The sequence below is a fragment of the Paraburkholderia kururiensis genome (assembly GCF_034424375.1).
Classification (GTDB): Bacteria; Pseudomonadota; Gammaproteobacteria; order Burkholderiales; family Burkholderiaceae; genus Paraburkholderia; species Paraburkholderia kururiensis_A.
Genome location: NZ_CP139965.1, coordinates 5,418,173 through 5,444,655, shown reverse-complemented (window position 1 = coordinate 5,444,655; position 26,483 = coordinate 5,418,173). Strand labels below are relative to the sequence as shown.

The 26,483-nt window shown below is 64.4% G+C and carries 26 protein-coding genes; 8 read left to right on the top strand and 18 right to left on the bottom strand.

Annotation, left to right across the window (positions count from 1 at the left end):
- Positions 1-13: 13 nt before the first annotated feature.
- Entirely contained in the window at positions 14-1,177 is a 1,164-nt protein-coding gene (locus U0042_RS24450; protein ID WP_114813439.1) for a M14 family metallopeptidase, read from the bottom strand.
- Between the two features lie 26 nt (positions 1,178-1,203).
- Positions 1,204-1,998, bottom strand: coding sequence for a peroxide stress protein YaaA (yaaA, locus tag U0042_RS24445; RefSeq protein ID WP_114813442.1), 795 nt, complete (start codon positions 1,996-1,998; stop codon positions 1,204-1,206).
- A gap of 66 nt (positions 1,999-2,064) precedes the next feature.
- Here yaaA and U0042_RS24440 point away from each other — a divergent pair, with 66 nt between their 5' ends.
- Positions 2,065-2,592: a putative toxin-antitoxin system toxin component, PIN family gene (locus U0042_RS24440; protein WP_114813444.1), complete on the top strand. Its 528-nt coding sequence runs from the start codon at positions 2,065-2,067 to the stop codon at positions 2,590-2,592.
- 100 nt (positions 2,593-2,692) lie between these two features.
- Complete coding sequence (locus U0042_RS24435; protein WP_114813446.1) at positions 2,693-3,868, top strand: pyridoxal phosphate-dependent aminotransferase; 1,176 nt, start codon at positions 2,693-2,695, stop codon at positions 3,866-3,868.
- A 72-nt stretch (positions 3,869-3,940) separates the two neighbouring features.
- Here U0042_RS24435 and U0042_RS24430 read toward each other — a convergent pair whose 3' ends face one another.
- Complete coding sequence (locus tag U0042_RS24430) at positions 3,941-4,594, bottom strand: glutathione S-transferase (RefSeq protein ID WP_114813448.1); 654 nt, start codon at positions 4,592-4,594, stop codon at positions 3,941-3,943.
- Positions 4,595-4,734: 140 nt separating this feature from the next.
- Here U0042_RS24430 and U0042_RS24425 point away from each other — a divergent pair, with 140 nt between their 5' ends.
- The 6 genes from U0042_RS24425 (at position 4,735) to U0042_RS24400 (ending at position 11,085) form a co-directional block, all read left to right on the top strand.
- On the top strand, positions 4,735-6,297 hold the full coding sequence (locus tag U0042_RS24425) for a 3-hydroxyacyl-CoA dehydrogenase (protein ID WP_114813450.1): 1,563 nt from the start codon (positions 4,735-4,737) through the stop codon (positions 6,295-6,297).
- Positions 6,294-7,082, top strand: a complete 789-nt coding sequence (locus tag U0042_RS24420) for an oxepin-CoA hydrolase, alternative type (protein ID WP_114813452.1) — start codon at positions 6,294-6,296, stop codon at positions 7,080-7,082. The genes U0042_RS24425 and U0042_RS24420 overlap by 4 nt, the downstream gene beginning before the upstream one ends.
- Positions 7,083-7,095: 13 nt before the next feature.
- Positions 7,096-7,815 (top strand): histidine phosphatase family protein, encoded by a 720-nt coding sequence (locus U0042_RS24415; RefSeq protein WP_114813454.1) that lies wholly within the window; start codon positions 7,096-7,098, stop codon positions 7,813-7,815.
- 54 nt (positions 7,816-7,869) lie between these two features.
- Entirely contained in the window at positions 7,870-8,976 is a 1,107-nt protein-coding gene (locus tag U0042_RS24410; protein ID WP_114813456.1) for a phosphotransferase family protein, read from the top strand.
- Positions 8,977-9,005: 29 nt separating this feature from the next.
- Complete coding sequence (locus U0042_RS24405; RefSeq protein ID WP_114813458.1) at positions 9,006-10,265, top strand: acyl-CoA dehydrogenase family protein; 1,260 nt, start codon at positions 9,006-9,008, stop codon at positions 10,263-10,265.
- Between the two features lie 118 nt (positions 10,266-10,383).
- Complete coding sequence (locus tag U0042_RS24400; protein ID WP_114813460.1) at positions 10,384-11,085, top strand: glutathione binding-like protein; 702 nt, start codon at positions 10,384-10,386, stop codon at positions 11,083-11,085.
- Between the two features lie 66 nt (positions 11,086-11,151).
- On the opposite strand, the gene U0042_RS24395 is transcribed toward U0042_RS24400, so the two are convergent.
- The 15 genes from U0042_RS24395 to nuoG all read right to left on the bottom strand — a co-directional run bounded on the left by U0042_RS24395 (position 11,152) and on the right by nuoG (position 26,344).
- Positions 11,152-11,616, bottom strand: a complete 465-nt coding sequence (locus tag U0042_RS24395) for a MaoC family dehydratase (RefSeq protein ID WP_114813462.1) — start codon at positions 11,614-11,616, stop codon at positions 11,152-11,154.
- A complete protein-coding gene (locus tag U0042_RS24390) occupies positions 11,613-12,080 on the bottom strand; it encodes a MaoC family dehydratase (RefSeq protein ID WP_114813464.1) in 468 nt (155 codons plus the stop codon). The genes U0042_RS24395 and U0042_RS24390 overlap by 4 nt, the downstream gene beginning before the upstream one ends.
- 36 nt (positions 12,081-12,116) lie before the next feature.
- Positions 12,117-13,268, bottom strand: a complete 1,152-nt coding sequence (locus U0042_RS24385; RefSeq protein ID WP_114813466.1) for an acyl-CoA dehydrogenase family protein — start codon at positions 13,266-13,268, stop codon at positions 12,117-12,119.
- 10 nt (positions 13,269-13,278) lie between these two features.
- The gene (locus U0042_RS24380; protein WP_114813467.1) at positions 13,279-14,475 is read right to left on the bottom strand and encodes an acyl-CoA dehydrogenase family protein; all 1,197 of its coding nucleotides are present in this window, start codon (positions 14,473-14,475) and stop codon (positions 13,279-13,281) included.
- A gap of 50 nt (positions 14,476-14,525) precedes the next feature.
- The gene (locus U0042_RS24375; RefSeq protein ID WP_114813469.1) at positions 14,526-14,960 is read right to left on the bottom strand and encodes a DUF1178 family protein; all 435 of its coding nucleotides are present in this window, start codon (positions 14,958-14,960) and stop codon (positions 14,526-14,528) included.
- Positions 14,961-15,266: 306 nt separating this feature from the next.
- The gene (locus U0042_RS24370; RefSeq protein ID WP_114813470.1) at positions 15,267-15,869 is read right to left on the bottom strand and encodes an NUDIX domain-containing protein; all 603 of its coding nucleotides are present in this window, start codon (positions 15,867-15,869) and stop codon (positions 15,267-15,269) included.
- 51 nt (positions 15,870-15,920) lie between these two features.
- Positions 15,921-16,217 carry a DUF2818 family protein gene (locus U0042_RS24365; protein ID WP_114813472.1) on the bottom strand — a complete coding sequence of 99 codons (297 nt, stop codon included), beginning with the start codon at positions 16,215-16,217 and terminating at the stop codon, positions 15,921-15,923.
- Positions 16,217-17,689, bottom strand: coding sequence for an NADH-quinone oxidoreductase subunit NuoN (nuoN, locus tag U0042_RS24360; protein ID WP_114813474.1), 1,473 nt, complete (start codon positions 17,687-17,689; stop codon positions 16,217-16,219). The genes U0042_RS24365 and nuoN overlap by 1 nt, the downstream gene beginning before the upstream one ends.
- A gap of 25 nt (positions 17,690-17,714) precedes the next feature.
- The gene (locus U0042_RS24355) at positions 17,715-19,205 is read right to left on the bottom strand and encodes an NADH-quinone oxidoreductase subunit M (RefSeq protein WP_114813477.1); all 1,491 of its coding nucleotides are present in this window, start codon (positions 19,203-19,205) and stop codon (positions 17,715-17,717) included.
- Positions 19,206-19,219: 14 nt separating this feature from the next.
- Positions 19,220-21,265, bottom strand: coding sequence for an NADH-quinone oxidoreductase subunit L (gene nuoL, locus U0042_RS24350; RefSeq protein WP_114813479.1), 2,046 nt, complete (start codon positions 21,263-21,265; stop codon positions 19,220-19,222).
- A gap of 17 nt (positions 21,266-21,282) precedes the next feature.
- Positions 21,283-21,588 (bottom strand): NADH-quinone oxidoreductase subunit NuoK, encoded by a 306-nt coding sequence (gene nuoK / locus U0042_RS24345; protein ID WP_017774415.1) that lies wholly within the window; start codon positions 21,586-21,588, stop codon positions 21,283-21,285.
- Positions 21,589-21,605: 17 nt separating this feature from the next.
- Positions 21,606-22,262, bottom strand: a complete 657-nt coding sequence (locus U0042_RS24340; protein WP_114813481.1) for an NADH-quinone oxidoreductase subunit J — start codon at positions 22,260-22,262, stop codon at positions 21,606-21,608.
- A gap of 173 nt (positions 22,263-22,435) precedes the next feature.
- Positions 22,436-22,924 (bottom strand): NADH-quinone oxidoreductase subunit NuoI, encoded by a 489-nt coding sequence (nuoI, locus tag U0042_RS24335; protein WP_017774413.1) that lies wholly within the window; start codon positions 22,922-22,924, stop codon positions 22,436-22,438.
- A gap of 15 nt (positions 22,925-22,939) precedes the next feature.
- Positions 22,940-24,004, bottom strand: coding sequence for an NADH-quinone oxidoreductase subunit NuoH (gene nuoH / locus U0042_RS24330; protein WP_114813483.1), 1,065 nt, complete (start codon positions 24,002-24,004; stop codon positions 22,940-22,942).
- Positions 24,005-26,344 carry an NADH-quinone oxidoreductase subunit NuoG gene (nuoG, locus tag U0042_RS24325; RefSeq protein ID WP_114813485.1) on the bottom strand — a complete coding sequence of 780 codons (2,340 nt, stop codon included), beginning with the start codon at positions 26,342-26,344 and terminating at the stop codon, positions 24,005-24,007.
- Positions 26,345-26,483 lie beyond the last annotated feature (139 nt).

The window sequence follows — 26,483 nt, the reverse complement described above, 5'->3', positions numbered from 1 at the left end:
CGCTCGAAGGCGGTCAATCGAATGTCTCGACGTGCCGCAAGATGGCCTGAAGCATCGCCGCGCCCAGGGCCGCACTGCGCTCGCCGTTCCATCCCACGCGCTCGTCCGGCAAGTTCGCGTTGTCTTTGAACGGCATTTCGAGCGTGAGCGACAGACAGCCGAACGCATTGCCGATGTACTTCGACGCGAGCCTCAACGCGTCCTCGCGATACTTGCTGGCCGCGTAGCCATGCTTATCCTGGAAGTCGGGGCTCGCCAGCTTGAAGGACTCGATGAACGCCTGCTGCTCGGTACGCTGTCGTTCTGTGAATCCAGGCAGCATTTCGGACCCGGCGACGAACACATACGGCAGCGCTTCATCGCCGTGGATATCGAAAAACAGATCACAGCCAGTCGCGTGAATCGCGTTGCGCACATGCAGCACTTCAGGACTGCGCGCCGCATCGGGCTCCATCCATTCACGGTTCAGATTCGCCCCCACCGCGTTCGTGCGCAGATTGCCGTGCACGCTGCCGTCCGGATTCATGTTCGGCACGATGTGGAACACGGCGTGATCGTAGAGCTTGCGCGCCACCGGATCGCCGGCCCAGTCGCCCCAGCCGGCCAGCCGTTTCACCAGCCCTTCGACGAACCATTCCGCCATGGTTTCGCCCGGGTGCTGCCGCGCGATGATCCACACCTTCTTCTTCGGCTTGCCGTTGGCGGGCAGCGCTTCCGGCGTGCCGAGCGTCAGCAGCGAAACCGGCCGCCCTTCCACCGTCGTACCGAGCTCCGTCAGCACCGCATGCGGCATCTGCTGGACCGCCCCGAGAAACTCCGAGTGGCGCTCCTCGCTATACGGCTCGAAATACGCGTAGTAGATGCGGTCGAACTCCGGCGTGTGGTCGATGGTCAGCACGCGTCCGTCATACGAGGTGGGCACACGAAACCAGTTCACACGGTCGTAGCTCGCGACCGCATGGTAGTCCCGCCAGCCCTCGGCGAATGCGCATGCGTACGCGTTCTCGAACGTCATTACGCAGCGCTCGCCGCGCGCGCCCGAAAGCCGGAAGTAGAACCATTGCGCGAACTCCGACCGATTGTCGGGCCGCACGCGCAGGCGAATATCAGAGGCGTCCGCGCAGGACACCACGTCGATCGCGCCTGCGTCGAAATTGCTGGTGATGGAAAGCGTCATGGGATAGCGGCTCCTCGGCCGGTGCGTCAGTCAGCCGCCCGGCGGCGGAATACGTATGTCGAATCGTTCGACGCGGCTTTGTCGAACGCGTAGCCTTCGGCGTCGAAACCCTTGAGCGCGGTCGGCTCGTCGATGCGGTTCTCGACCGCGTAGCGCGCCATCAAGCCACGCGCGCGCTTCGCGTGAAAGCTGATGACCTTGTAGCGGCCACCCTTCCAGTCTTCGAACACAGGCGTGATGACGGGCGCATCCAGCAGCTTTGGCCGCACCGAGCGGAAATATTCGTTCGAGGCGCAATTGACCAGCACGCGCGCCGCCTTTGCGCCCGCCTTCTCGTTGCGCGCGAACTGCTCGTTCAGCGCGTGCGTGATGCGCTCGCCCCAGAACGCGTACAGGTCTTTGCCGCGCCCGTTCGCGAACGGCGTGCCCATTTCGAGGCGATAAGGCTGCAGCAGGTCGAGCGGTCGCAGCAATCCATAAAGGCCTGAGAGCACGCGTACGTGCTTCTGCGCGTAATCGAGATCGGCGGCCGAAAGCGTCTTCGCGTTGAAACCCTCGTACACGTCGCCATTGAATGCGAGCACCGCCTGTTTCGCGTTGTGTGTGCCGAACGTCGGTGACCACTCCGCGAAACGCTGAAAGTTCAGCTGCGCGAGCGGGTCTGAAATCTTCATGAGCGTAGCGATCTGTTGCGGCGAGAGACGGCGCAGACCGTCGATCAGCTCAGCGGCGTCATCGACGAAATGGGGAAGGGTGTGCTTTCGGATGTGCGCAGGCGTGTCGTAGTCCAGCGATTTGGCCGGCGACAGAACGATTATCATAGAGGCTTCCAGGCACGCCGTGCCTGCAGGACAGAGACAAAAGCCCGATTGTAGCGAATGTAACGAATGCCCGGCTCCCAAGGTTCGACCCCAACCCGCCCGCCCCACTCGACTCGCGCGCTGCGCGTCGTGCTCGACTCGAACGTCTGGATCGACATCCTCGTATTCGACGATCCTCACACGCGGCCCATTCACGCCGCGCTGGAAGCGGGTGCGCTGGAGGCCGTAGTGGACGAACGCTGCTTCGCGGAACTGGCGCGCGTGCTCGAGTATCCGCAGTTCGCGCAGCGCTCGGTCGACAAGGCAGCCGCGCTCGCTAACGTCGAGCGGCTGACGCTGCGTGTCGAGCGCGCGTTGCCAACGGAAGGCGCAAGACCGTTGCCGCAATGCAAGGACCGCGACGATCAGAAGTTCATCGAACTCGCGCATGGCAGCGGCGCCGCATGGCTCGTTTCGAAGGACCGCGCCGTGCTCAAGCTCGCCAAACGCATGACGCGCGACTTCGGCTTGCAGATCGCGCCGCCCGCGCAGTTCGTCGCAGCCTGTGTCGCGCTCGCTGAGTCCGCTGGGCCGAACGAGCCCGTGCCCGCGTGACGACCGCACGGGGACCGGAGCCCACGATGCGCGGCGATTCCCTACAATCGACGTTGCTTTCCACTCACTTTTCACCCCGAGCCCTCTGCCACGCCGCGCCATGAACGCACCGCACGACACGCCGCCAACGACGCCCGTCTTCCCGTCCCGCCTGCCGAACGTCGGCACGACGATCTTCACCGTAATGAGCGCACTCGCCGCAGAAAGAGGCGCGGTGAACCTGGGCCAGGGATTTCCCGACTTCGACTGCGATCCGCGCATCGTCGACGCCGTCGCAACGGCCATGCGCGACGGTCACAATCAGTACCCGCCGATGGCCGGCGTCGCGCCGCTGCGCGAAGCAATCGCGGACAAGATCGCGAACGTCTACGGCCGCCGCTACGATCCGGCCACCGAGATCACCGTCACCGCCGGCGCCACGCAGGCGCTGCTCACGGCCATCCTGGCCGCGGTCCATCCCGGCGACGAAGTGATCGTGATCGAGCCGACCTACGACAGCTACCTGCCCTCCATCGAGCTCGCGGGCGGCACGCCGGTCTTCGTCACGCTCGAGGCGCCGGAATACGCAATTCCGTTCGACCGGCTCGCCGCCGCCATCACGCCGAAGACGCGGCTCATCCTCATCAATACGCCGCACAACCCGACAGGCACCGTCTGGCGCGCTGAGGACATGCAGCGGCTGCAGGACATCGTGCGCGGCACCAACGTGCTGATCCTCTCCGACGAGGTCTACGAGCACATGGTGTACGACGGCGAACCGCACGAAAGCGTCGCGCGCTACCCGGATCTCGCCGCCCGCAGCTTCATCGTGTCGAGCTTCGGCAAGACCTATCACGTGACGGGCTGGAAGGTGGGCTACGTCGCGGCACCAGCCGCGCTCACGGCGGAATTCCGCAAGGTGCACCAGTTCAACGTCTTCACGGTGAACACGCCGATGCAGATCGGCCTCGCCCAATACCTGCGCGACCCGGCGCCGTATCTCGAGTTGCCCGCGTTCTATCAGCGCAAGCGCGACTTCTTCCGCGCCGGCCTCGCGAACACGCGCTTTCGCCTGCTGCCCTGCGAAGGCACCTATTTCCAGTGCGTGGATTACTCCGCGATCAGCGATCTGCCCGAAGCCGAATTCTCGAAGTGGCTGACGACCGAGATCGGCGTGGCCGCAATTCCTGTCTCGGCCTTCTATCACGAGCCGCACGAATCGGGCGTCGTGCGCTTCTGTTTCGCGAAGAAGGAAAGCACGCTCGCGACGGCGCTCGAGCGGCTCGCGCGACTTTGACGCCGGCCTGATGCGATGAGCGCGACGACGACCCGACCGGCCTTGCCGCTCCCGCCGTCGCGCAGCGTCCCTTCACGTACGTTGCTGCTGCATGGCCTCCACATAGGCCTTGCGGTCCGCGCTGACCCGCTGCGCCGCCGGGCGCTCGCCCACCACCTTCACATAGCGCTTCCAGTCGATACCCGCATCGAGCAGGAAGTCGCGTCCGTAGATCGCCTGCGTAGCCATGCCGACAGGCGGCAAGCTCACGAACGCCGCCGTGTCGGCCACGCAGAACCGCTCGCCGCGCAGATAAGGCGCGAACTTCGCCAGTCGCACAAAACCCGCGATGTGATGCGCCAGCAGCTTCTCGGTGCGCGCCTTCGTGGCGTCCGTAATCGTGCCGCCGAAGAACGCTTCCTTGTACAGATTGCGCGCGACGAGTTCAAGATGGGTATCGACGAACGCGATCAGTTCACGCTCCTTCGCCGCCTCCCACGGGTCCGCGGAGAAGATCTGCCGGTCCGGGTAACGCGCCGCGAGGTATTCGACAATCACCGCCGACTCGCACAGATCGCCCTCATCGGTTTCGATCCACGGCACCTTGCCGAGCGGCGAGTGCGCGCGCACTGCGTCTTCCTGCGACGGCTGCACAAACACTTCCTCGAACGGGATGTCGTGTTCGAGCAGGACGAATTTCACCTTGTTGTAGTAATTGGACAGCGCAAAGCCATGCAGACGAATCATAGGGTTTCCTTCCGGTTGGGCAGGACGGCCGGAACCGCTCTGCGAATCGTGCCTGTTAGTGTCTATGGCCAGGGCTGGCCCTCAGATCATAAAAATGCACGAGCGTGCTATTCTAAACCGGACATGGAGTCGAGCATCAGATGAATTCACCGCACTTCAACATCGAGACCATCGGGATCGTCGGCACCGGCGCCATGGGCCGCGGCATCGCGCAGATCGCGGCGCTCGCGGGTCTCACGGTGCGTCTTTTCGACACCAATCCCCAGGCCATCGACGCGGCACGCAGCTACCTCGGCGACACGTTCGCAAAGCTCACGGCCAAAGGCAAGCTCAACGACATTGAAGGCCGCACGGCGCTCGAACGCGTGACGGGTGCGCCGTCCATCGAAAGCCTCGCGGATAGCGACCTTGTCGTGGAAGCCATCGTCGAAAACCTCGAGGTGAAGCGCAAGCTGTTCCGCGATCTCGAAGCGGTGGTGAGCGGCCTCTGCATTCTCGTATCGAACACGTCCTCGCTCTCGATCACGGCGATTGCGGCCGCGTGCAACGATCCCTCTCGCGTGGCCGGCTATCACTTCTTCAATCCCGTGCCGCTGATGAAAGTGGTCGAGGTCATCGACGGGCTGCGCACGAACCCGGCCGTCGGCGACGCGCTGATGGACCTCGCGCGTCGCATGGGCCACACGCCGGTGCGCGCGAAGGACATGCCCGGTTTCATCGTGAACCACGCGGGCCGCGGCATGAACACCGAAGGGCTGCGCGTGGTGAGCGAAGGCGTGGCGAACTTCGTCGAGATCGACCGCATCATGCGCGAGCAAGCGGGCTTCCGGCTGGGACCGTTCGAGCTGCTCGACCTCACCGCGCTCGACGTGTCGCATCCCGTGATGGAGTCCATCTATCATCAGTTCTACGAGGAGCCGCGCTTCACGCCGTCGCCCGTCACAGGCGTGCGGCTTGCAGGCGGACTTATCGGGCGCAAGGCCGGCGAGGGTTTCTATTGCTACGTGGACGGCAAGCAGCAGGTTCCTGAAGAAGCGCCCGCGCCCTCCGCGCTGCCGCAACGTGTTTGGGTCAGCCGAAGCCATCCCGAAGCGCGCGAGGCCGTGCTGCAGATTCTCGCGAAAGCCAACGTCACGCTCGACGACGGCGCGCATGCCGCCGCCGACTCGCTGCTCGTCGTCACGCCGTTCGGGCTCGATGCGACGAGCGCAGCCGTCGAGGAAGGACTCGACGCGAGCCGCGTCGTGGCCGTGGACGCGCTCTTCCCGCTCGTCGGCGCGCAGCGGCGCACCGTCATGACGACGCCCGCCACCACGCGCGAGGCCCGCGACGCCGGCCACGCGCTCTTTGCGTCGGACGGCGTGCCGGTCACCGTGATCCGCGATTCGACGGGCTTCGTGGCGCAGCGCGTGGTCGCGACCATCGTGAACATCGGCTGCGACATTGCCCAGCAACAGATCGCTTCTCCGCAGGACATCGACCTCGCCGTCACGCTGGGCCTCGGCTATCCGCGCGGGCCGCTCGCGCTGGGCGACGCGCTCGGCGCGAAAACGATCCTCACGATTCTCCAGAACATCCATCGCGTACTGGGCGATCCGCGTTACCGGCCGTCGCCGTGGCTCGCGCGGCGCGCGCAGCTTGGCCTGTCGCTCGCACAGCCCGACGCAGCCGATGCCCCCAACGCCGCAGGAGCCGCCCAATGACCGCCGAACTGCTTACCTCGCGGCCGGCCGGCAGCGAATCCACGCTCGTGATGACGTTGTCGAACCCGGGCGCGCGCAACGCGCTGCACCCCGACATGTACGCGGCCGGCATCGAGGCGCTCGATTCGGCCGAACGCGATTCGTCGCTACGCGCCATCGTGCTCACCGGCGCCGACAACTTCTTCTGCGCCGGCGGCAATCTCAACCGGCTGCTGGAAAACCGCGCGAAAGATCCATCGGTGCAGGCGCAAAGCATCGACCTGCTCGCCGAATGGATCACAGCACTGCGCCAGTCGACCAAGCCCGTGATCGCCGCCGTGGAAGGCGCCGCGGCCGGCGCGGGCTTTTCGCTCGCGCTCGCATGCGACCTGCTCGTCGCGGCCGACGACGCGAAGTTCGTGATGTCGTACGCGCGTGTCGGCCTGACGCCCGACGGCGGCGGCTCCTGGTTCCTCACGCAGGCGCTGCCGCGACCGCTCGCCGCCGAAGTGCTGCTCGAAGGCAAGCCGATCAGCGCGACGCGCCTTGCCGAACTCGGCGTGGTGAACCGGCTCGCGAAGCCGGGCAGCGCGCTCAATACCGCCCTCGACTGGGCCGACGACCTCGGCAAGCTCTCGCCGAATTCGACCGCACGCATCAAGGCGCTCGTCGATGCAGCGGGCACGCAGACGCTCGAAGCGCACCTCGTCGCCGAACGCGACAGCTTCGTGGCGTCCCTGCATCATCGCGACGGCCTGGAAGGCATCACCGCGTTTCTCGAGAAGCGCGCCCCCGTCTACAAGTGAGAGAGGCCACGCCATGAGCGCATTCACGCTGCCCAAGCGCCGCCGCATCTTTCTGATGCGCCACGGCGACGTGACGTACTTCGATGCATCGGGCCGCGCCATCGATCCCGAAAGCGTGCCGCTCAACGAGAACGGCCGCGTTCAGGCGACTGCCGCGGGCGACCTGTTCGCGGCGCAAGGCATCCGCTTCGATCGCGTGATCGTGAGCGGCCTGCCGCGCACGCTGGAAACGGCGCGGCGCGTGCTCGCGCAGACCGGCCAGGCTATCGAGCCCGAGATTGAACCCGCATGGGAAGAGATTCGCGGCGGCAAGCTTGCGCATCTTGCGCCCGAAGATATCGAGGCATCGTTTCTCAGCGTGTTCGACGGCGTGGTCGCGGAAAGCACGCGCTTTCTGGGCGGTGAAAGCATCGGTGAGCTGCTGGATCGCGTGCTGCCCGCCATCGATGCCCTGCGCCGCGACACCGCCTGGGACACTGTATTGCTCGTGCTGCACGGCGGCGTGAACCGCGCAATTCTCTCGCACGCGATTACCGCGGGCGGCCGCGCATTCTTCGGCCACCTCGCGCAGGCCACCGGCTGCATCAACGCGCTCGATGTCGGTGCCGAACCACGCGACTGGGTCATTCGCGCGCTCAACCACTCGCCTCCCTCGCCGCTGCATCGCGATGTGCGCCACACGACGATGGAGATGCTCTACGCGCAATACGTCGAATACATGAAGCACCGCTAGCGCGCCCGCAACACAAGACACACACGACTCGCGGCGCCCGACCTGGAGGAGACAATGGCACACGCCACCCCGGCAGACAACACATCGCAACAGGCGGACTATTCGGCATTCGAAGGCACGCGGCCCGTTGCCGAGCGGCAGCGTTTCGACGCGGCTGCGCTCGAAGCGTGGCTCGCGACCCATGTCGAAGGATTCGCCGGTCCGCTTACCGTCGAGCAATTCGCGGGCGGCCAGTCGAATCCCACGTTCAAGCTCGTCACCCCGTCGCGCAGCTACGTGATGCGCGCGAAGCCGGGGCCGAAGGCAAAGCTGCTGCCTTCCGCGCACGCGATCGAGCGCGAGTACCGCGTGATGGACGCCCTCGCGGGCACCGGCGTGCCGGTCGCGAAAATGCTCGCGTTGTGCGAGGACGAAGCGGTGATCGGCCGCGCGTTCTACGTGATGGAGTTCGTCGAGGGCCGCGTGCTCTGGGACCCGTCGCTGCCCGGCCTGTCCACAGACGAGCGCGCCGCGATCTACGACGAGATGAACCGCGTGATCGCCACGCTCCATAGCGTCGTGCCGGCCGACGTGGGGCTCGCCGATTACGGTAAGGCCGGCAATTACTTCGCACGCCAGATCGATCGCTGGAGCCGTCAGTACCAGGCCTCGGAGACCGAGCCCATCGAGGCCATGCAACGCCTCATCGAATGGCTGCCGCAGCACATGCCCGACGACAGCGCCGCGCGAACCACCATCGTTCACGGCGACTACCGGCTCGACAATCTCATCTTCGACCGTCACGCGCCGCGCGTGCTGGCCGTGCTCGACTGGGAGCTTTCCACGCTGGGCGATCCGCTCGCGGACTTCGCCTATCACTGCATGGCGTGGCACGTCGATCCGGCGCAGTTTCGCGGCATCGCGGGGCTCGATCTCGCGGCGCTCGGCATCCCGGACGAAGCGGCTTACGTGCGTCGCTATTGCGAACGCACAGGCCTCGACGTTCGCGGCGACTGGAATTTCTATCTGGCCTACAACATGTTCCGCATCGCGGCGATCCTGCAGGGCATCATGAAACGCGTCGTGGACGGCACCGCCGCCAGCGCCCAGGCCGCAGACGCCGGCCGCCGCGCGCGCCCCATGGCCGAACTGGCCTGGCGCTACGCGCAGAAAGTGCGCTGAGGTATCCCTTCTCTTTCACGAGGTATCGGATGAATTTCGACTACACCCCCAAGGTTCAGGCGCTGCGTGAAAAGCTGCTCGCGTTCTTCGACGAGCACATCTATCCGAACGAGCCCGTCTTTCTCGCCGAGGTCGCACGCAATCGCGCGAACGGCAACGCCTGGGTGCCCACCGAAATCGTGGAAAGGCTCAAGGAAACGGCGCGTGCGGCAGGCCTGTGGAACCTGTTTCTGCCCGATTCGGAGCGCGGCGCGGGGCTCACGAATCTCGAATACGCCCCGCTGTGCGAGATCATGGGCCGCGTGCCCTGGGCGCCCGAGATCTTCAACTGCAACGCGCCCGACACGGGCAACATGGAGACCATCGAACGCTACGGCACCGAGAGCCAGAAGCGGCAATGGCTCGACCCGCTGCTCGACGGCCAGATCCGCTCGGCCTTTCTCATGACGGAGCCCGATGTCGCTTCGTCGGACGCCACCAACATCCAGACGCGCATCGAACGCGACGGCGACCATTACGTGATCAACGGTCACAAGTGGTGGTCGTCGGGGGCGGGCGACCCGCGCTGCGCCGTCTACATCGTGATGGGCAAGACCGATCCCGACGCGCCGCGGCACCGCCAGCAGTCGATGATCCTCGTGCCCGCCGACGCCACCGGCATCACCGTGCATCGCCCGCTCACCGTGTTCGGCTACGACGACGCGCCGCACGGCCACATGGACATCACGCTCGATAACGTGCGCGTGCCCGCGACGAATCTGCTGCTCGGCGAAGGGCGCGGTTTCGAAATCGCGCAGGGACGCCTTGGACCTGGGCGCATTCACCACTGCATGCGGCTCATCGGACTCGCGGAACGTGCTCTCGAACTCATGACGAAGCGCGCACTGCAGCGCGTCGCGTTCGGCAAGCCCATCGCGTCGCAAACCGTGACGCAGGAGCGCATTGCCGAAGCGCGCTGCCTGATCGAACAGGCGCGGCTGCTCACGCTCAAAACCGCGTACATGATGGACACCGTCGGCAACAAGGGCGCGCGCGGCGAGATCGCGATGATCAAGGTGGTCGCGCCGAACATGGCGTGCCAGGTGATCGACTGGGCCATGCAGGTGCATGGCGCGGCGGGCATGAGCGACGACTTTCCGCTCGCTTATGCGTACACGTCGGCACGCACGCTGCGCTTCGCCGATGGTCCCGACGAAGTGCATCGCAACGCCATCGCGAAGCTCGAACTCGCGCGCTACATGGATGCGGATGCCGCCTCGCGTGTCGAGATGCCGGTCACGCGAACCTGAGCGTGCAGACGCGCAGGCAAGCGCCCTGCGCCATCGCGCGATCTATGCTCTAATTTTTGCCTGTTCCGGCGCCGCGCCATACGCGCGCGGCGCCGCTTTCAAGCGCGAAGGAGCCACGATGATCGACGTCTACAGCTGGGCGACACCCAACGGCCACAAGGTCCACATCATGCTGGAGGAAACCGGGCTCGCGTACCGCGTGCATCCGGTCGATATCGGCGCGGGCGACCAGTTCAAGCCCGACTTTCTCGCCATCAGCCCGAACAACAAGATTCCGGCGATCGTCGATTCCGAAGGTCCGAAGCGTGCGGACGGCCAGCCTTTCTCGCTCTTCGAATCCGGCGCGATCCTTATCTATCTTGCCGAGAAGACCGGCCGCTTCCTGCCCGCCGATCCGGCCGAACGCTACGCAACGTTTCAGTGGCTCATGTTCCAGATGGGCGGACTGGGCCCGATGCTGGGCCAGGCGCACCACTTCCGCATTTACGCGCCGGAGCAGATCGACTACGCGGTCACGCGCTACACGAACGAAGCGAAGCGCCTCTACGGTGTGATGGACGCGCAACTCGCCAGGACCGCTTATCTCGCGGGCAACCAGTACACGATCGCGGACATCGCCGCGTTCCCGTGGACGCGCTCCTGGCAAAATCAGGGCATCGACCTCGACGCCTTCCCGCACGTGAAGCGCTGGCACGAAGAAGTCGCTGCGCGACCCGCGGTGCAGCGCGGCGTGGAGGTACTGGCTTCGGCCCGCAAGCCGCTCATGGACGAGAAAGCGAAGGAAGTGCTGTTCGGCGCGACGCAGTACGCGAAGCATTGACGAACCGCATCTCGCGAAAGACGTGGACATTGCCGAGGGCCGCCGCTCGATGGCGGCCCTGGGCGCTCAGAAGTAGTGGCGCGTGATGAATTCCGCGATGCACACCGGCCGCTCGCTTCCTTCACGTTCGAGCGTCACCTTCCAGATGACCTGCACGCCGTTGTCGTCCACGTCGGTGACTTCGGCCACAGCGAAATGTGCGCGCACCCTGGCGCCGACGGGCAACGGCGACGTGAAGCGCACGCGATTGAGCCCGTAGTTGATGCCCATGCGCTGACGTAGCACGACCGTGCGTTCGAGCAGCGCGGGGATGAGCGAAAGCGTGAGGAATCCGTGCGCGATGGGGCCGCCGAACGGCGATTCGCGTCGCGCACGTTCAGGGTCGACGTGTATCCACTGGTGGTCGCCGGTGGCGTCGGCAAAGCGGTCCACACGCGCCTGATCGATCTCGATCCATTCGCTGACGAGCACCGGCGCGCCCACGAGCGCGCGCAGCGCGTCGGCATCGATCTGCGGAGCAACCTCGCTCATGCTGCCGTCCCGGCCGCGCCCGGATGGCGCAGCCCGAAGATGCCTTTCGAACGCACGATGATGGCGGTCTCGCCGTTCTGGTTGATGCCCTCCCACTGCATCGATACGATGCCGCGATCCGGCCGGCTCGCCAGCACGCGTTTGTCGAGCACGGAGACTTTCATCGTGATGGTGTCGCCGACCGCCACGGGCCTGAGCCAGCGGATCTCGTCCACGCCGGGCGAGCCCATCGACGTGGAACCCGCCAGTGTGCTGCGCACGAAGAGCCCCATCATCACTGAGCACGTGTGCCAGCCGCTCGCAATCAGCCGGCCGTACGGCGAGGTCTTTGCGGCCTCGTCGTCCACGTGGAACGGCTGGGGATCGAACCGCTGCGCAAACTCCACGATCTCGTCATGCCCGAACGTGTGCGAACCGATTTCGGCCGTCGTGCCCGCTTCTATGTCCTCGTAGCTCAATCCCATCGCTTGATCCTTGTTGGCAACGTCCTTCGTTGGTGTTCACGCTTCGCAGGCGGCGAAACCGGGTAACGCGGCGAAGCGCGCGAGGTGATGGTCGACATCACCCAGCGTCGTTTCGATGATCGCGAGCCGCTTAAACAGATGCGCCGCGGCCACCTCGTTGGTGACGCCCATTCCGCCGTGCAGCTGGATCGCCTGCTGTCCCACGAAGCGCGCCGCTTGCCCTACCCGCACCTTCGCCGCGCTCACCGCGCGGCGTCGCTCGTCGGCGTCCTCGCTCGTGTAGCGCGCCGCGGCCAGATAGGTGAGCGAGCGCGCCTGTTCCGTGTGGATCAGCATCTCGACCATCCTGTGCTGCAGCGCCTGAAAACGGGCGATAGGCACGCCGAACTGCTGGCGCGTCTTCGTGTACTCGACGGTAGCATGGTTGAGCGCGTCGAGCGCGCCGATGGCCTCCGCGCAGAGCAGAACGATGCCGTAGTCGGCGATGCGCTCCAGCGTGGCGGCGCCGGCCTCGTGCGAGCCGTCGGCAGCGAGCCGGCGCGCCGGCGTGGCGTCGAAAACGAGCGTTGCTGCGCGCTGGCCGTCGATGGTGCGGTAGTCCGTCACGGTCGCGCCCGCTGCCTCGCGGGCCACGATGAAGAGCGCCAGGTGGCCCGGCGCGTCGCCGCCTGCGAGCCGTGCGGGGACGATCCAGTGGTCCGCCTGCGCGCCGTGCTGAACCCCCGACTTGCTGCCGCTCAGCACGAAGCCACCCTCGCGCGGCGTCGCGACTGTCTCGACCGCGAAGAGGTCGTATCGTGCAGCGGGCTCGTGGAATGCCACCGCGAGGTTGATCTCGCCCGCCGCGGCGCGCTCGAGCAGCGTCGCGTCTTCGCCATCGCCCGAGCCGGCAAGCTTCAATGCCTCGATGCCCACCGCGGTCGCCCAATAGGGCTCCACGACCAACGCTCGACCGAGTTCCTGCATGGCCACGAGCATATCGAACGGCGTGCCGTCGAAACCGCCTTGCGCCTGCGGCACGGGCAGTGCCGTGAGCCCCAGCTCGACGAGCGCCTGCCAGTGGGTGTCCGATACGCCGGCCTCGGAGCGCACGATCGCCTGACGCGCTTCGAAGCCGTATTGCCGGTCGAGATAGCGGCGCAGCGCGTCGGCGAATTGCTGTTGTTCGTCCGTGAAGGTGAAGTCCATGCGCCGCTCCTCAAAGGCCGAGAATCATCTGCGCGATGATGTTCTTCTGGATTTCGTTCGAGCCGCCGTAGATCGACGTCTTGCGGAAGTTGAAGTAGTAGGCGGCAAGCGGTGCCGCGTCGTCGTCGCCGGCGATGCTGTGTTCGCGCTCGCCTTCGAGGAACGGCACGTCGAACGGCGCGGCGAGCGGACCGGCAGCTTCGAACATCAGCTCCGTGAGCGCCTGCTGCACTTCGGTGCCTTTGATCTTCAGCATCGATGCTTCGGGACCCGGTCCACGTCCGCCCGTTTCGCTGCTCACCACGCGTTGCACGGTGACTTCGAGTGCCATCAATTCGATCTCGAGCGCCGCCACCTTCGCGGCGAACAGCGGATCATGCAGCAGCGGCTTGCCGTTCTTGCGCTGCGCGAGCGCGAAGCGCTTCAGAAACAGCAGCTCGCGCTTCGACTGGCCGACGCGCGCAATGCCGGTGCGCTCGTGCCCGAGCAGATACTTCGCGTACGTCCACCCGCGGTTCTCTTCGCCGACAAGATTCTCGACCGGCACCTTCACGTCTTCGAAGAACACCTCGTTCACTTCGTGATCTTCGTCGAGCGTGATGATCGGACGGACCGTGATGCCGGGGGTCTTCATGTCGATCAACAGGAACGAGATACCTTCCTGCTTCTTCGCGGACGAGTCGGTGCGCACGAGACAGAACATCATGTCGGCGTGCTGCCCGAGCGTGGTCCAGGTCTTCTGTCCGTTCACGACGTAGTGGTCGCCCTGGCGCTCGGCGCGTGTACGCAGCGAAGCCAGGTCGGACCCCGAGCCGGGTTCGGAGTAGCCCTGGCACCACCAGTCCGTGCCGTCGAGAATGCGCGGCAGGTAGTGGCGTTTCTGCGGCTCGCTGCCGTACTTCATGAGAACCGGCGCGACCATCGAGACGCCGAAAGGCAGCACCATGGGCGCACCGGCCCGGGCGCACTCCTCTTCCCAGATATGGCGTTGCGTCGCGTTCCAGCCAGGTCCGCCGTATTCGACCGGCCAGGCCGGCGCGGACCACCCACGCGTGCCGAGCAGTTTGTGCCAGGCCGCGAAGTCGTCGCGATTCAGACGTTTGTGATTGAGAACTTTGCCGCGCAGCGCCGAAGGCAGATTCGCTTCGAGCCAGGCGCGAATGTCGGCGCGAAAGGCGCCGTCGGCAGCGGAATAGTCGAGGTCCATACGCAGTGTCTCCTTGCCGCAGCGAGCGCCGCCGCAAGGAAGACACCGCGTTACTGCAGCGGCTCTTTCAGCGCGGCCGGAATCGGCAGCGGCATCACGTCGATGCCTTCTTCGACGAGCGCGCGTGCATCCTCAGCCGTCGTGACCCCGCGAATATTGCGCGCGGGCGCCTCGTTGTAGTGGATGCGCCGGGCTTCCTCGGCGAAGCGGTCGCCCACGTTCTCGGTCTTGTCGAGGACCTCGCGCAGCGCGCGCATCACCCGCGCCTGCAACTCGTTCATATCCGGTGCGCCTTGCTGCGCCGGCGGCTGGGCCGCTCCCGAAAGATTCAGGCGCGGCGCGGACGGCAGGCGGCTCACTTCGGTGGCACCGCAAATGGGGCATTCAACGAGCTTGCGGGACAGCTGCGATTCGAAGTCGTCTGCCGAGGCAAACCAGCCTTCGAAGCGATGGCCGCCCGGGCACTGTAGATCGAGGACCTTCATGTGGAATCAGGGCTTACGTGCGAGTTTAGCGCAATTCGCTGTTTTATGAACGGTCGTTCGCAAAGCAGACGGTTATGGATTCGCCGCGCGGCGCCAAGACTCATTCGCGCCGGCAAAATCCGCCGGTTGATGAACGACGCATGACGTGTTCGGGGATTGTAGCGCCTCGAGCTGCGTGCCGCTGAGGCCGCCCAAGGCGAGCGCGGGAGAATCCGCACGACCGCTACGAGACGACGATGACGGTTGCCAACGGAGACGACACCACCGGCGCGGTTCGCACCAACGGCGCCGGCCCGGCCGCAACGCTCAGGCGTCGCCGCCCGGCTCCGCCGGTCCGAGCGGCCAGGCGCCCGCAAGCACCTTTTCGAGCCAGAACGTGCCGATGATCGTCTTCACGTCCGTGATCTTGCCCGTGCGCACCCACTCGGAGAGATCGGCCACGGTTGCCGTGAAAAGCTCCAGAAACTCGCCGTCGTCCAGATTGCGTTCGCCCTCGGTGAGTCCGCGCGCCAGGTAGATGTCGATGAACTCGGTGGAGTACGAAATGATCGGGTGGATGCGCGTGATGTAGATGTACTCGCGCGCCGTATAGCCGGTTTCCTCGCGCAGTTCGCGCTTCGCGCATGCAAGCGCGCCTTCGTTCGGATCGAGCTTGCCGGCCGGATACTCGTACATCACCTTGCCGATGGGGTAGCGGTATTGGCTTTCCATCAGCACGCGGCCGTCGTCGAACATCGGGATCACCATGACGGCGCCCGGATGCTGCACGTACTCGCGTGTGGCGTGTTTGCCGTCGGGCAGTTCCACCGTATCGCACTTGAGCGTGAGGAACTTGCCGTTGTGGATCGTGGTGCTTTCGACGCATCGCTCGTAGAGCACGTCGTCGTGATCGGGAAGTTCGGCGGCCATATGCAAACCCTCTGTACAACGCTTTGAAAGGGGGCGCGATGGCTCGCGCCGTCAGTGTCGTTTGACGAGATACTGCCAGGCGAAGCCTGGAAAGGCGAAGACGATGAAAAGGCTGAACGTGATGGCGTAGAACTGCCAGCCCTGATCGAAGCGATTACCCGCGCGCGCTTCGAGCATGAAGCCGACTGCGCCAACCACGAAATAAAGCACGATCAATTCGCCGATCCGCCACCAGGCGCTCTTCTTCGTCGCCCCTAATGGGACCATGCAGAAGAGGCGCTGGTTCAGAAAAGGCAGGTTGGCGCCCGCGAGCGCCAACAACACGATAAACCAGCCCGCTGCAGACATCAGAGCGAGAGCGTGTGCGAGATGGCTTGCAGGCAACCGGTCATCAGCGGGCCCGGCACGAGGCCCAACACCAGCACGGCGACGCCGTTGAGCGCGAGCAGCGCACGGTTGCACATGCTCGACTGGATCGGCGTGGTGTCCTGCGGCGCGTCGAAGTACATGAGCTTGACGATACGCAGGTAGTAGAACGCGCCGAACAGCGACGTGATCACGGCTAGCACGGCGAGCCAGGTGAGGCCGGCGTTCATCGTGGCCTCGAGCACGGCCAGCTTCGCATAGAAGCCGACCGTCGGCGGGATGCCGGCGAGCGAGAACATCATCACCATCATGACGAACGCGAACACCGGGCTGCGCTGGTTGAGACCCTTGAAGTCGTCGAGCGTGTCGGCCTCGAAGTCGCGGCGTGTGAGCAGCATCACGATGCCGAACGTGCCCAGCGTTGTGATCAGGTAGACGATGCTGTAGAACATGGCCGAACCGTAGGCGCTGGCCGCCCCACCCGCCTTGCCGTCCACGATGCCGGAGAGCAGCCCGAGCAGGACGAAGCCCATGTTCGAGATGGCCGAGTACGCGAGCATGCGCTTCACGTTACGCTGCACGATACCCGTGATGTTGCCGACGATCAGCGAGAGCGCGGCGAGAATCACGAGCATTTCCTGCCAGTCGACCGCGAGGGGCAGCAGCCCCATCACGAGGAAACGCAAGGCCCACGCGAACGCGGCCACCTTCGGGCCGCCGCCGGTGAGCAGCGTCATCGCCGTGGGCGCGCCCTGATACACGTCGGGCACCCACATGTGGAACGGCACCGCGCCCATCTTGAACGCCACGCCGGCCACGACGAAGATCACGCCGAACAGCAGCACGACGTCGTTGATGCGACCCGAAGCGATGGCCTTCACCACTTCGTTGAGATCGAGCGAGCCCGTCGCGCCGTACAGCATCGAGATGCCGTAGAGCAGGAAGCCCGACGCCAGCGCGCCCAGCACGTAGTACTTCATCGCCGCTTCGTTCGACGTCGAGGCGCTGCGGCGCAGGGCGATCACAGCGTAGAGCGACAGCGACATCAGTTCCAGACCGAGGTACAGCGTCAGGAAGTTGTTGCCGGAGATCATCACCAGCTGGCCGAGCAGCGAGAACATGCCGAGCAGGAAGAAGTCGCCGCGGAACAGGTCGCGCTCTTCCAGGTAGCGGCGCGAGTAAACGATCGACACGGCGAAACCCAGCGTCACGACAGCCTTCATCGCACTGGCGAACGCATCCACCACGTACATGTGCGAGAAGAAGTAGTAGACGTTGTTGTCGGCCGCGTTCACCGCGAACCAGATGCCGGCCACGAGGCTCGACAGCAAGGCGATGAAGTAGGTCGTGCGCCGGCCGCTGTCGCCGACGAACGTGTCGTTGAGCCACGCGACGATGACGGCGACCATCAGCAGCGCGTCGGGCAACAGAACGGTCATAGGTGCGTTTTGCATGATGTCTTAGATCCTCCGCTCTGTATTACTGCGACAACGGCAGCTTCGACTGCGCCACGTGGGAGAGGAGGTTATCCACGGAGACGTGCATCACATCGGTAAAGGGCTTCGGATAGATGCCCATATACAGCGTCAGCAGCGCGAGGATAGCCAGCATGAAGTACTCGCGGCGGTTCACGTCCTTGAGTTCCTTCACGTGGTCGTTGGCCACGGCGCCGAAGTAGACGCGCTTGTACATCCACAGCGTGTAGGCCGCGCCGAGGATCAGCGTGAATGCTGCGCCGAAGGCAATCCAGAAGTTGAACTGGACGGCGGCGAGAATCACCATGAATTCGCCGACGAAACCCGAGGTACCCGGCAAGCCGCAGTTGGCCATCGAGAACAGCATGGCGAGCGCCGCGAACTTCGGCATCGTATTCACGACGCCGCCGTAGTCCGCGATCTGACGCGAGTGCACGCGGTCGTAGAGCACGCCGATGCACAGGAACATGGCGCCCGACACGAAACCGTGCGAGATCATCTGCACGATCGCGCCTTCCACACCGAGCTGGCTGAAGATGAAGAACCCGAGCGTGACGAAGCCCATGTGCGCGATCGACGAATACGCGACCAGCTTCTTCATGTCGGCCTGCACCATTGCCACGAGGCCGATGTAGATCACCGCGATCAGCGAAAGCGTGATGACGACCGGCGCGAGGAAGTGGCTCGCGTCCGGCGTAACGGGCAGCGAGAAGCGCAGGAAACCGTACGCACCGAGCTTCAGCATGATCGCCGCCAGCACGACCGAACCGCCGGTAGGCGCTTCCACGTGAGCGTCAGGCAGCCACGTGTGCACCGGCCACATCGGCACCTTCACGGCAAAGGCGAGGAAGAACGCAATGAAGAGCAGGATCTGCGGCGTCATTGCGATCTTCGCGGCCTGCCACGAAGCGAGGTCGAACGTACCCGTCTGCGTGTACAGGTACAGCAGCGCGACGAGCATCAGAAGCGAGCCGGCCAGCGTGTACAGGAAGAACTTGAACGCCGCGTAGACGCGGTTCGGGCCGCCCCATACGCCGATGATGATGTACATCGGGATCAGCGTGGCTTCGAAGAACACGTAGAACAGCATGCCGTCCTGCGCGCTAAACACGCCCACCATGATGCCGGAGAGGATCAGGAACGCCGCCAGGTACTGCGAGACGTTCTTCGTGATCACTTCCCACCCGGCGATCACGACGATCACCGTGATAAGCGCGGTCAGCACGACGAACCACATCGAGATGCCGTCCACGCCCAGGTGGTACGAAATGTTGAAGCGTTCGATCCAGGTGGACTGCTCGACGAACTGCATCGCCGCGGTGCTCGGGTCGAACTGCGTAAAGAGCGGAATCGTGACGATGAAGCTCAGGATCGATCCCACGAGCGCGATCCATCGCGCGGGCCCCGGATTCTTGTCGGACCCGATCGCCAGGATGACGAGCCCGAAAACAATCGGCATCCAGATGGCGATACTGAGAAGCGGATAAGTATGCATTCGTGTCCCTCGCCTTATTTGCCGCTAAGCGTTACAAACAGGGTCAGGAGCCCCAACATGCCGATAATCATGGCAAACGCGTAGTGATAGATGTAGCCGGATTGGAGGAAACGGATCACGCTCGCGAACCAGCCGATAAAACGCGCGCTCCCGTTGACGACACCGTCGATGACCACGACGTCGCCCTCTTTCCAGAGTCCGCGGCCGATCGCCACCGCACCCCGCGCGAACACGACTTCGTTGATCTTGTCCATGTAGTACTTGTTGTCCAGCAACGTGTAGATCGGGCCGAACTTGCTGCGGATCACTGCCGGCAGATCAGGACGCTTCAGGTACAGGAACCAGGCCACCACCACACCGGCCAGCGCGAGCCACATGGGCAGCCCCGCCACCGCGTGCAGGCCAAGGTCCAGCCAGCCGTGGAATTCCTCGGCCATCTCGGCCAGCGCCGGGTGGCTCGACGAAATCTCGATCACCTTGTCGAACGCCACGCCATGCTGGAAGAAATCGCCGTACAGCATCGGACCAATCGCGATGGCACCGATCACCACCGACGGAATCGCCAGCAGCACGAGCGGCAACCACACCACCCAAGGCGTTTCGTGCGGCACGTGGGCGTGATGATCGTCATGCTCGTGACCATGCGCGGACGACTCGGCGCCGTGGCCATTGCCGTTGCCGTAGTCCTTCGGATGACGGAAACGCTCCTCGCCGTGGAACACCATGAAGTACATGCGGAACGAGTACAGCGCCGTCACGAACACGCTCGCCGTCACGGCGAAGTACGCGAAGCCTGAACCCGGCAGATGCGAGAGCTTCACCGCATCGATGATCGAGTCTTTCGAATAGAAGCCCGAGAAGAACGGCGTACCGATCAGCGCGAGCGAACCGATCAGCGACGTAATCCACGTGATGGGCATGTACTTGCGCAGGCCACCCATGTTGCGCATGTCCTGATCGTGGTGCATGCCGATGATCACGGAACCGGCGCCGAGGAACAGCAACGCCTTGAAGAACGCGTGCGTCATCAGGTGGAACACGCCGACCGGGTAGGCCGACACGCCCAGCGCGACCGTCATGTAGCCGAGCTGCGAGAGCGTGGAGTACGCCACCACGCGCTTGATGTCGTTCTGCACGATGCCGAGGAAGCCCATGAAGAGCGCCGTGATGGCACCGATCACCGTGATGAACGAGAGCGCCGCATCTGAAAGTTCGAAAAGCGGCGACATGCGCGTCACCATGAAGATGCCGGCCGTCACCATGGTCGCCGCGTGAATCAGCGCGGAGATAGGCGTCGGGCCTTCCATCGAGTCCGGCAGCCAGACGTGCAGCGGGAACTGCGCCGACTTACCCATCGCGCCGATGAATAGGCAGATACACGCGACGGTCAGCAGACCCCAGTGCGTGCCCGGGAACGCCAGTGCCGCCAGTTCGTTGCGCTTCGCGAACACCTCGCCGTAGTTGAGCGAGCCGGCGAACGCGAGCAGCAGGCCGATGCCGAGCAGGAAGCCGAAGTCGCCCACGCGGTTCACGAGGAACGCCTTCATGTTGGCGTAGATCGCGCTTTCACGCGTGAAGTAGAAGCCGATCAGCAGGTACGACACGAGACCCACCGCTTCCCAGCCGAAGAACAGCTGCAGGAAGTTGTTGCTCATGACGAGCATCAGCATCGAGAACGTGAACAGCGAGATATACGAGAAGAAGCGCTGGTAACCGTCTTCTTCCGCCATGTAGCCGATGGTGTAGATGTGCACCATCAGCGACACGAAGGTCACCACGCACATCATCATCGCCGTGAGCGAATCGACGAGGAAACCGATCTCGAACTTCAGGCCATGCACCGACATCCACTCGTAGATCGTCGCGTTGAAGCTTGCGCCGTTCAGTACGTCGAGGAACACGATGGCGGACAGCACGAACGAGATCGCGACGCCGAGAATCGTGACCGTGTGGGCGCCCGCCCGCCCCACTGTCTTGCCGAACAGACCCGCGATCAGCGACCCGACAAGCGGCGCGAGCGGGATGGCCAGCAGCAGGTTTTCATTGAGTGTCGTGGACATAACAGCCTTGCCTGAAATTAACCTTTGAGCTGATCGAGGTCCTCGACGTTGATCGTGTCGAGGCTACGGAACAGGGTCACCAGAATGGCGAGACCGATCGCCGCCTCCGCCGCTGCCACTGTCAGCACGAAGAACACGAAGATCTGGCCATGCACGTCGCCGAGGTAATGCGAGAACGCGACGAAATTGGTGTTCACCGCCAGCAGCATCAGCTCGATCGCCATCAGGATGATGATGATGTTGCGACGGTTCAGGAAAATGCCGACGACAGCGATCGCGAACAGGATCGCGCCGAGCACGAGGTAATGGGCAAGGGTCAACATGTTTTTCTCCTCCTCGCTCAGCTGTTGCTGCCGGGCGCAGTTTCTCCCGCAACCGCTTCGGGTGCGACCTTCTCGGCCGGCATCTTCACGAGGCGCACGCGGTCTTCACGCCGCACGTGCACTTGCTCCGACACCACCTGACGCTTGCGGGTCTTGAGATGGCGCGCGGTCAGCGCGATCGCGGCGATGATCGCCACGAGCAGCACGAGGCCCGCCACTTCGAACGCGAAAATGTATTCCGAGTAAATAACGCGGCCGATCAGTCGCGTGTTCGGCATGGAGCCGAGCGCAGCGGCGGCAGCCGTATCGCGCACCGGCGTGGTCGTGGCGCCGTAGCCGTGCCAGAGGATCAGCGCAGTCTCGATCACGATGATCGCGCCCACCACGGTGGCCATCGGCACGAAGCGCCGGAAGTCGCGCCGCAGCACGTCGAGATTGATGTCCAGCATCATCACGACGAACAGGAACAGCACCATCACCGCGCCCACGTAGACCAGCACGAGCAGGATGGCGAGGAATTCGGCCTCGAGCAGCATCCAGATCGCGGCCGCGTTGAAGAACGCGAGCACGAGGAACAGCGCGGACGCCACCGGGTTGCGCGAGGTGATCACCTTCAGCCCTGACACCGTCAGGAGCAGCGCGAAGATGTAGAACAGTACGGTCGTGAATTCCATGATTACCGGTTCATCGTTAGGCCATCGTGAGGCTGGTCGTCGTCGGACTCGCGGCGCGGGCTGGCACAGGGGCACCGCGCCGCGGCGGTCGGGCTGAAGGTTCGCGCGCCAGCTACGCCGCGCGGACCATGCAGCCGGCCCGGACCGCGGGCCGATCGAGCATCAAGCTGAAATCAACGGTACGGCGCGTCCGCTGCCTTGTTTGCCGCGATCTGTGCTTCATAGCGATCGCCCACGGCCAGCAGCATGTCCTTCGTGAAATACAGGTCGCCGCGCTTCTCGCCGTGATATTCGAGGATGTGCGTCTCGACGATCGAATCGACGGGGCAGCTCTCTTCGCAGAAGCCACAGAAAATGCACTTGGTCAGATCGATGTCGTAGCGCGTCGTGCGGCGCGTGTTGTCCGCGCGCGTTTCCGACTCGATCGTGATGGCGAGCGCCGGACACACCGCTTCGCACAACTTGCACGCGATGCAGCGCTCTTCGCCGTTCTCGTAGCGGCGCAGCGCGTGCAGCCCGCGAAAGCGCGGCGAAATAGGCGTCTTTTCCTCGGGGAACTGCACCGTGAACTTGCGCCGGAACGTATAGCGTCCCGTCAGCGCGAGGCCCTTGAGCAGCTCGGTGAGAAAGAAGGTCTTGAAGAAGTTTTGGATTGCGGTCATGGGTTCATCCGCCCTTTATTTCCAGATATTCAGCGGCGACATGATCCAGAAGCCGACCACCACCAGCCAGACACAGCACACCGGAATGAACACCTTCCAGCCGAGACGCATGATCTGGTCGTAGCGGTAGCGCGGGAACGTGGCACGTGCCCAGATGAATACCGACAGCAGGAAAAAGACTTTCAGCACCAGCCAGAACACGCCCGGGATGAACGACAGGAAGCCGAACGGTGCGCTCCAGCCGCCGAGGAACAGCGTCGAAGCCAGCGCCGAGATCACGATCATGTTGATGTACTCGGCGAGGAAGAACAGCGCGAACGCCATACCCGAGTAGTCGATCATGTGGCCCGCGACGATTTCCGACTCCCCTTCCACCACGTCGAACGGGTGGCGGTTCGTTTCGGCGATGCCCGAGATGAAGTACACGACGAACATCGGCAGCAGCGGCAGCCAGTTCCACGAGAGCAGCGCAATGCCGTGGTCAGCGAAGAAACCGCGTTCCTGCGAGTTCACGATGTCCGAGAGGTTGAGGCTGCCCGCCGTCATCAATACGACCACGAGCGCGAAGCCCATGGCGATTTCGTACGAGACCATCTGCGCCGCGGCGCGCATGGCGCCGAGGAACGCGTACTTCGAGTTGGACGCCCAGCCCGCCAGAATCACGCCGTAGACGCCGATCGACGAGATCGCGATCGCGTACAGCAGACCCGCGTTGATGTTGCCGAGCACCGCGCCCGCCTGGAACGGAATCACGGCCCACACGGCGAACGCCGGCACCACGGTCATGATCGGCGCGATCAGATAGGTCCAGCGGCTTGCCTGCGCGGGTTGAATGACTTCTTTCAGCAGCAGCTTCAGCACGTCCGCGATAGGCTGCAGAAGACCCGCGGGACCCACGCGATTCGGGCCAAGACGCACGTGCATCCAGCCGATGAGCTTGCGCTCCCAGAGGATCAGGTACGCGACGCACAGCAGGATCACCACCGCCACGACGAGGATGCGCACGAGCGCCCACACCGTGGGCCACGCCACACCCAGCAACTGGCTGCCGCCTGCGTTGATCGTATCGAACAAGCTCATTTACGCCTTCTCCACCAGCAGTTCACCGAACAGGCTGCCCAGCGCCGCACCGGCGGGCGTCGCCGCCGGCACGCGCACCACCGTCTGCGCAAGATTCGCGTCGCGCACCGCCGGTGCCTGCACCGAGCGATCGCCCTGGCGCACGCGCACCGCGTCGCCGTCCTTCAAACCCAGCTGATCGAACAGCGCAGCAGGCAGGCCCACCGTGCCGGCAACCTTGGCCGCCATCGTCAGATGCAGCGACGGCGCACGACGCACGAGCGGGTCGGCGTGGTAGATCGGCACATCGGAGACGCGCTCGAAGCCGCCGTTGGCCGGCTTCGCCGAACCGCCTGCAGCACGCGCGATGGCGCCGTTCGCCTTGTTCGACAGACGCGACGTGAGGTCGCCGTCGCCCAGCGCGGCCGTGCGCACTTCTTCGGACGTATCGAATTCGAAGCCCGGCTTGCCGAGCAGGCTGCCAAGCACGCGCAGCACCTTCCAGGCCGGACGCGCGTCGCCGAGCGGACGCACCACACCGTTGAACGACTGAACGGTAGCCTCGGCGTTGACGAACGTGCCGGACGTTTCGGTGAACGGCGCGATCGGCAGCAGCACGTCGGCATATTCGGCGCCGGTCCTGAACGGCGACAGCACGACGACCATCTCGGCCTGATTCAGCGCAGAGAGTGCGACTGCCGGATTGGCGGTATCGAATTCGGGCTCGACGTTGAGCAGCACATAGCCCTTGCGCGGTTGCTCGAATGCTTCACGCGCATTCAGGCCGCCCTCGCCCGGCAGTGCGCCGACCAGATACGCGCCCACCGTATTCGCCGCCTCGGTAAGGAAGCCGAGCGTGGCGCCGGTGTTTTCCGCGATCCATTGCGCTGCTGCGTGCAGACGCGCAAATTCGGGATGCTGCACGGCGCCGTTGCCGAGCAGCACGAGCCGGCGTTCGCCGGTTGCGAGCGACGCCGCAACCTGCTTCGCCGCCTCCGACGGCTGAGCGCCCGCGAACGCCTCGGGCACGCTCACGCCGCGCGCTTGACCCACGGCCGCGGCGATGCCAGCGAGTTCGTCGAGCCATGCCGACGGTGCGGCCACGATGCGCTGTGCGGTCGGAATGAGCGAGTCGTCGTTCGTGGCCTGCAACAGCGTGAGCTTTGCGCCGCCCTTGGCGGCCTGGCGCAGACGCGCGGCGAGGAGCGGATGATCGCGGCGCAGGAACGAACCGATCACGAAAGCCGAGTCGAGCGTCGGAAGGTCCGCGATCTTCGTGCCGAGCCACGGTGCGCCGGCGAGCGGGGCCGAGAAATCCGACTGACGCAGGCGGAAGTCGACGTTCGGCGTACCGACGGCGTTGGCCAGTTGCTTCAGCAGATAAAGCTCTTCAACCGTGCTGTGCGGGCTCGCGAGCGCGGCGAGTGCATTCGCGCCATGGTCGGCAGCGATGCCCTTCAGGCCCTTCACCACGTACTCGAGCGCCGTCTGCCAGTCCGTCTCGATCCACTGGCCGCCTTGCTTCACCATCGGGCGCGTAAGGCGGTCGTCGCTGTTGAGGCCTTCGTACGAGAAGCGGTCCTTGTCCGAAATCCAGCACTCGTTGATCGCTTCGTTTTCGAGCGGCAACACGCGCATGACCCGGTTGTTCTTCACCTGCACCACGAGGTTCGCACCGACGGAATCGTGCGGGCTCACCGACTTGCGGCGCGACAGTTCCCACGTGCGGGCGCTGTAGCGGAACGGCTTGCTCGTGAGCGCACCGACCGGACACAGGTCGATCATGTTGCCCGACAGTTCCGAATCCACGGTCTTGCCGACGAACGACGTGATTTCCGAATGCTCGCCGCGGCCCAGCATGCCGAGTTCCATCACGCCGGCAACTTCCTGGCCGAAGCGGACACAACGCGTGCAGTGAATGCAGCGCGTCATCTCTTCCATGGAGATCAGCGGGCCGACGTTCTTGTGGAACACCACGCGCTTTTCTTCGCTGTAGCGCGACGACGACTTGCCGTAGCCCACCGCGAGATCCTGCAACTGGCATTCGCCGCCCTGATCGCAGATCGGGCAGTCGAGCGGGTGGTTGATGAGCAGAAATTCCATCACCGACTGCTGGGCCTTCACGGCCTTGTCGGAGGTGGTGCGCACGACCATGCCGGGCGACACCGGCGTCGCGCATGCGGGCACGGCCTTCGGCATCTTCTCGACTTCGACGAGACACATCCGGCAATTGGCCGCAATCGACAGCTTCTTGTGATAGCAGAAGTGAGGAATGTAGGTATCGACCTTGTGCGCAGCCTGGATCACCATGCTGCCTTCAGGCACCTCGACCTTCTTGCCGTCTATTTCGAGTTCAACCATGATGGTCAATCATCCTTAACCTGTTACCGCTCAATCGTTCGCCCCGTTCATCGCCTGCTGCGGCGATGAGTTCGCGGTGTGGCGCGCTGGCCGTATCTGCTGCGCGCGTTGCATTCGCTGCTGTTCCCACCGGGCGCTC

Coding starts and splice junctions, on each gene's coding strand:
- U0042_RS24370 (WP_114813470.1), bottom strand. CDS start 15,869: ATGGCCGCCGAACTTCCCGATCACGACGACGTGCTCTACGAGCGATGC.
- U0042_RS24415 (WP_114813454.1), top strand. CDS start 7,096: ATGAGCGCATTCACGCTGCCCAAGCGCCGCCGCATCTTTCTGATGCGC.
- U0042_RS24395 (WP_114813462.1), bottom strand. CDS start 11,616: ATGAGCGAGGTTGCTCCGCAGATCGATGCCGACGCGCTGCGCGCGCTC.
- U0042_RS24405 (WP_114813458.1), top strand. CDS start 9,006: ATGAATTTCGACTACACCCCCAAGGTTCAGGCGCTGCGTGAAAAGCTG.
- U0042_RS24375 (WP_114813469.1), bottom strand. CDS start 14,960: ATGAAGGTCCTCGATCTACAGTGCCCGGGCGGCCATCGCTTCGAAGGC.
- U0042_RS24365 (WP_114813472.1), bottom strand. CDS start 16,217: ATGTCTGCAGCGGGCTGGTTTATCGTGTTGTTGGCGCTCGCGGGCGCC.
- U0042_RS24340 (WP_114813481.1), bottom strand. CDS start 22,262: ATGGAATTCACGACCGTACTGTTCTACATCTTCGCGCTGCTCCTGACG.
- U0042_RS24410 (WP_114813456.1), top strand. CDS start 7,870: ATGGCACACGCCACCCCGGCAGACAACACATCGCAACAGGCGGACTAT.
- nuoK (WP_017774415.1), bottom strand. CDS start 21,588: ATGTTGACCCTTGCCCATTACCTCGTGCTCGGCGCGATCCTGTTCGCG.
- U0042_RS24435 (WP_114813446.1), top strand. CDS start 2,693: ATGAACGCACCGCACGACACGCCGCCAACGACGCCCGTCTTCCCGTCC.
- U0042_RS24450 (WP_114813439.1), bottom strand. CDS start 1,177: ATGACGCTTTCCATCACCAGCAATTTCGACGCAGGCGCGATCGACGTG.
- nuoG (WP_114813485.1), bottom strand. CDS start 26,344: ATGGTTGAACTCGAAATAGACGGCAAGAAGGTCGAGGTGCCTGAAGGC.
- nuoN (WP_114813474.1), bottom strand. CDS start 17,689: ATGCAAAACGCACCTATGACCGTTCTGTTGCCCGACGCGCTGCTGATG.
- yaaA (WP_114813442.1), bottom strand. CDS start 1,998: ATGATAATCGTTCTGTCGCCGGCCAAATCGCTGGACTACGACACGCCT.
- nuoL (WP_114813479.1), bottom strand. CDS start 21,265: ATGTCCACGACACTCAATGAAAACCTGCTGCTGGCCATCCCGCTCGCG.
- U0042_RS24420 (WP_114813452.1), top strand. CDS start 6,294: ATGACCGCCGAACTGCTTACCTCGCGGCCGGCCGGCAGCGAATCCACG.
- U0042_RS24380 (WP_114813467.1), bottom strand. CDS start 14,475: ATGGACCTCGACTATTCCGCTGCCGACGGCGCCTTTCGCGCCGACATT.
- U0042_RS24400 (WP_114813460.1), top strand. CDS start 10,384: ATGATCGACGTCTACAGCTGGGCGACACCCAACGGCCACAAGGTCCAC.
- nuoI (WP_017774413.1), bottom strand. CDS start 22,924: ATGACCGCAATCCAAAACTTCTTCAAGACCTTCTTTCTCACCGAGCTG.
- U0042_RS24440 (WP_114813444.1), top strand. CDS start 2,065: ATGCCCGGCTCCCAAGGTTCGACCCCAACCCGCCCGCCCCACTCGACT.
- U0042_RS24385 (WP_114813466.1), bottom strand. CDS start 13,268: ATGGACTTCACCTTCACGGACGAACAACAGCAATTCGCCGACGCGCTG.
- U0042_RS24425 (WP_114813450.1), top strand. CDS start 4,735: ATGAATTCACCGCACTTCAACATCGAGACCATCGGGATCGTCGGCACC.
- U0042_RS24430 (WP_114813448.1), bottom strand. CDS start 4,594: ATGATTCGTCTGCATGGCTTTGCGCTGTCCAATTACTACAACAAGGTG.
- U0042_RS24390 (WP_114813464.1), bottom strand. CDS start 12,080: ATGGGATTGAGCTACGAGGACATAGAAGCGGGCACGACGGCCGAAATC.
- nuoH (WP_114813483.1), bottom strand. CDS start 24,004: ATGAGCTTGTTCGATACGATCAACGCAGGCGGCAGCCAGTTGCTGGGT.
- U0042_RS24355 (WP_114813477.1), bottom strand. CDS start 19,205: ATGCATACTTATCCGCTTCTCAGTATCGCCATCTGGATGCCGATTGTT.